Below are 4,521 nucleotides of genomic sequence, written 5' to 3'. Positions count from 1 at the left end.
CGACGTAGACCTGCTCACCAGGTGATCCTTCTATTTGGATGAATACGGGCCTCAACAATCCGCATTCTTCCAGGTCGGGCCGCCTTTCTTTATGTTCGACTCCGAGTTTCGAAGCGCTCACCGTGAAAGCGCGAGGCGGCGCACCCGTCGGTGAGTCAGGTGTACCGGCTCACGGCGGAGAATCCCGAGCGACTGAACCCGCAGGTCCTGGTCGCGTTGATGAACATCCTCGACCGCACCGCCGACAACGTGATCGTCAAGGTCCGCGTGCTGACGGCTGCGACCACGGGGACCGACGGTGGGGGAGGGGGCGATGCGGCGCTCACCGTGCTCCGGGACAAGGGGTACCGGCCCACGCGGGCGAGCATCTCCCCGTCTCCTTCCATCGACTGGCCGCTGAGGTGAGCTTTGACGGGTCCAGTGCGTGCGTGCGTTGCGATGGCGACAGCGGCAAGCAGCATCCCGTCCATGCAGGAATGATCTGCTCGGGATGCTGGAATACCTTGCTACCCACCGCGAGAGCCTCCTCGCCGATTTGGTCTACGACCACGCACCGAAAGGCGGACGCCTTGGGGGCTCCCGCGTCGCCGCGATCGCGCTTCGGAATGCCGGCGACCGTCTCACCCTCTGGTTCGGCCTCACCGGAAACGCCACGAGCTGGTTCGAGAACCCCCGCGAGGGATCCTTTTTGTTTCATCGACTTCACCATGACCTCGACTATCCGAAGGTCGAGTATCCGCCCCGCCCCCGGTCTCTACGTGGCCGCCCAGGACGGCACCGTAGACCGCCAACCTGCCAAAGGCCCCGCCGCTGTTCACTCGATGATAATGATGGCGTCCTCCGGACAACTGGATGCTCCGAACCTGGCACTTTCGCCCAAGTCGCTACGTACTTCGAACGTCGTTCCCACTCTGGCGTTGTACCCGATGTCGTCGGACTCGAAAACGTCTTCGGCAAGGGTGTAGCACCGACCGTGACCGGTGCACTTCTCTGATACGTTCACCTGCATAATTTCGTCTCCTCACGTTCGGGCGACTACCGCCGAGCGGCAGGCCACCCCCGTGACATGCCTCATCAGAACGACGAGCCAGGCTTCTTCTCGACGGAGAGTGCCCGGGCTCGGTATGTCGATCCGAACAGTCGCTTTAATGATTCGGTGTTGATTTCAGATTTGACCCGGCGGCACGTGCACGAGCAACCCGTCATGCGCCTCCTCGACGTGGATCTGACACGACAACCGACTGTTCGGTTTCGGGTCATCGGCAACCTCTAGCATGTCCGATTCATCTGATTTTGGTGGCGGTAACTTGTCCACCCAGCTCTCGTCCACATAGACATGGCAGGTGGCACACGTGGCATATCCTCCGCAGTCACCGATGATGCCGTCGACGAGGTTAGCCACGGCGACCCGCATCACGGATTTGCCCGGCTCAGCGTCGTAAGCGTTTTTTTCGCCCGAGGGCATACCAAACACGATTTTCGTCATCAGTTCTCAATTCAGCCGTAAGTCAAAAGAGACTTCAAGGGGACGCCCTCATCAGCCAGCGCTGCAACTTGCACCGGTACATCTTTCGCCACCAGGCGTCGGGCCCAGGCGAAGTCTGTCGGACGATTCACAGTATCGGCGCCGATGAGGCGCCCCGCGGCGAGGTAAAAGGTCGAGAACGACTTCTCCTCGGGGTTCCCGCGCGTTACGATCTCGTCGTGGTTCGTCGAACGGCCAACCATCTGCAATTTGAGGTCGTATTGATCGGACCAGAACCATGGGACCGCGTCGTGCACGGCCTCGTTGCCTAACATATTACGAGCGGCAACACGTCCCTGCTCCACAGCATTCGACACAGACTCCACCCGAACGAGGTCCCCGTCGTGCAGCTGGGAGGGATGTTTCGTGCAGTCGCCGGCGGCGTAGATGCGCGGGTCATTGGTCTGGCAGGCTTCGTTCACCACGATGCCCCCGTCGACGACCAGGCCGGCCTCCTCGGCCAGCTCTGTGTTCGGTACCAGCCCAACGCCGACCACGAGGACGTCGGTCTCCAATACTTCGCCCGAGTCCAGGGTGACGCTGGCGACCTCCGAGGTCCTGTCATCTGTGCTGGCCGCGATCACGGATGCCCCCGTGACGATCCGCACCCCATGGCTGCGGTGGACCGACTCGTAGAACTCGGACATGTGGGGGGCGGTAACCCGTGCCAACACTCGCGGCATTGCTTCGACGACAGTGGCCTCCGCGCCAAGAGTCACTGCTACCGAAGCGGCCTCCAGACCGATATACCCGCCGCCGATGATGACCACTCGTCGGCCGGGACGAGCCTGTTCACGCAGTGCGTCGATGTCGACGATCGAGCGCAGATAATGCACATTCGTGCTATTCCGCTCCTGGTGCAGGATCGGCAACTGCCGAGGACGACCTCCCACTGTCAGAGCTAACAGGTCGTAGCCCACCGAATTCCCGTTATCGAGGATGAGTTGTTGAGCAGCCCGGTCTAAGGTCTGCACACGAGTATTGAGCAGTAGCTCGATTTTTGCTTCCTCATAGGTAGCCATAGGACGGAGATACAGATCGCCTAGGACAACCTTGCCTGTTAGGTAACCCTTCGACAGCGGCGGTCTCTGATATGGCGGATGCGACTCCTCGGAAATGATCACAACGCGCCCCCCGTGACCCCCTTTTCGGAGCCCGAACGCCAACTCAACGGCGGCCTGCCCCCCGCCAACAACTACGATCGTCGAAGCCGGATTGTAAGCCATGTGTGGCGCCTTTCTGTGCTGATCAGTAGCGATCACTTGATGACCTAGGCTCGAACCCTGGTGTTGTACACGCCATCTAACTTCGCCTCGCGCTCAGCGCGCGATACAGCCATCGCACCCTTGGTTGAGGCTCCATGCGCTGGCTGATGCGCGCACGGAGCCCACGTTCACCGCCGCTATTTACCAAACCAGCTCGAGATTGGCGATCGTTCGAATCGGCATTGACGACGTCAAATTGGTGCCGGTTTTGAGCGACCATTCGGGAATGCGTCGGTGCCATTCCTGCAAGGCGACGTTAAGCTCCCGGCGAGCGAGGTGAGAACCCAAGCACCGATGTATACCGGATCCGAATGCGAGGTGACGATTTGGTTTGCGATCGAAATCGACTGTCATCCCGTCGGGGAACGCCTCTGGATCGACGTTAGCACCGCCGAAGGACAGGACCACCAACTGGCCTTCCCGCATTGGGCAACCAAGGACCTCCTGATCCTTCGTCGAGCGCCGGAAGCTGACGGCCGCAGGGGTCTCCCAGCGAAGCAATTCTTCGATTGCCTGGGGTATCACGCCCGGCTCATCGACCAACCGTTGGCGGTGCGAAGGATTCTGCCCCAGGAACGCCATGCACTGGGTGAGTGTTGCCTTCACAGTATCGAGGCCGCCGATGACCAGAGTGAAGCAGATGTCGAGTATCTCTTCTGTGGTGAGCCGTCGTCCGTCTATCTCTGAGCCGATGAATCCGGTAAGCATGTCTTCGCGTGGGCTCTTACGGCGCTCCTCTATCGCGGCCCCGAAGTAATCGTAGATCTGCTGACCGCCCGCGTTCTGGATGCGGGTGATCTCCGCAACGTCGGTGGTGATGCCTTCGCCAGGGTGGAAGATCGCGTCGGCCATCTGCTGCAGCTGCGGGCGGTCCGCCTGGGGGAGTCCTAGAAGGTCCAGAAATACCATCCCCGGGAACGGCTCCGCGAACTCGTCTGTGAAATTGCACTCGCCGCGGTCTATGAAGGCATCGATCAGAGTATTTGCTCGAGTAAAGATCTCCGATTCGACGGAATTCATGCGTTTCGGGGAGAACAGCTGATCGAGCAGCTTCCGGTATTTTGCGTGGTCGGGTGGATCTGTTTGCTGAGGAATATGTGGGCGCTGATTGCCTATCTTTACCGCCCCCCTGGTCGTGAAGGCCGCCTCGGGGTCAGTCACCGCCGCTAATGCGGCACGGCTCCCGGCCAGCATGACGCCTTCTTTGGGTTCGATGATCCCGGTATTGCTGAACTTTTCCAAGAGATTGGGCTGAGGTTTATCCGGAGGAAGATATTCCGTCAAGAACTGGAATGTCTCAGCAAACCATGTGGGACTCAATTCTTTCATACCTGCTCCTTCGAAGGGGAGAAATTTACGGTGTCGCAGCGACTCAGAGTTCCACCTTCGACGAACGACGGCGGAATTGTGACCACTCATTTGCGGGGTCAAGGACGGCTTCCCGTGAACTAATGCAACTGTTGCCCACGTTCGTCTCGGCGTTTTGCCATCGTGCTATAGGGCCTGGTACCGGCCTCGCGTGTCCTGGACGACGACCGCGAATCCCTCTCGCGCCGCGCGTAGGACGTCCACCCAACCGCTGATCATCCCGTAGATTTCCTTGTTGTACGGGATGCGCTCGACCAAGGTGGGAAACGGTCCATCGCCGTGCGGGCGATAGACATCGGTGGCGAGTTCGACGCCGTCGCGCATCGCGACCATAAGGTTTTTCTCGATGACCACGTTCATGGC

At 60.0% G+C, this 4,521-nt stretch carries 6 protein-coding genes; 1 reads left to right on the top strand and 5 read right to left on the bottom strand.

The annotated features are described in order from the left end of the window. Positions 1–150 precede the first annotated feature (150 nt). On the top strand, positions 151–405 hold the full coding sequence (locus tag AZG88_RS32315; protein WP_061700179.1) for a hypothetical protein: 255 nt from the start codon (positions 151–153) through the stop codon (positions 403–405). Between the two features lie 409 nt (positions 406–814). On the opposite strand, the gene AZG88_RS32310 is transcribed toward AZG88_RS32315, so the two are convergent. The 5 genes from AZG88_RS32310 to AZG88_RS32290 form a co-directional block, all read right to left on the bottom strand. Beyond that, positions 815–1,009: a ferredoxin gene (locus tag AZG88_RS32310; protein WP_061700178.1), complete on the bottom strand. Its 195-nt coding sequence runs from the start codon at positions 1,007–1,009 to the stop codon at positions 815–817. 156 nt (positions 1,010–1,165) lie between these two features. Then, positions 1,166–1,486, bottom strand: a complete 321-nt coding sequence (locus tag AZG88_RS32305) for a 2Fe-2S iron-sulfur cluster-binding protein (RefSeq protein WP_061700177.1) — start codon at positions 1,484–1,486, stop codon at positions 1,166–1,168. Positions 1,487–1,497: 11 nt separating this feature from the next. After that, complete coding sequence (locus AZG88_RS32300) at positions 1,498–2,751, bottom strand: NAD(P)/FAD-dependent oxidoreductase (RefSeq protein ID WP_061700180.1); 1,254 nt, start codon at positions 2,749–2,751, stop codon at positions 1,498–1,500. A gap of 180 nt (positions 2,752–2,931) precedes the next feature. After that, complete coding sequence (locus AZG88_RS32295) at positions 2,932–4,119, bottom strand: cytochrome P450 (protein ID WP_061700176.1); 1,188 nt, start codon at positions 4,117–4,119, stop codon at positions 2,932–2,934. A gap of 165 nt (positions 4,120–4,284) precedes the next feature. Next, positions 4,285–4,521 (bottom strand): CocE/NonD family hydrolase (locus tag AZG88_RS32290; protein ID WP_156517675.1); only part of this gene is annotated, 237 nt, incomplete at its 5' end.

The sequence above is a fragment of the Rhodococcus sp. LB1 genome, assembly GCF_001583455.1.
Classification (GTDB): Bacteria; Actinomycetota; Actinomycetes; order Mycobacteriales; family Mycobacteriaceae; genus Rhodococcus_F; species Rhodococcus_F opacus.
Note: the sequence above shows the minus strand (reverse complement) of the source record. Positions and strands in the feature narration are given on the sequence as shown.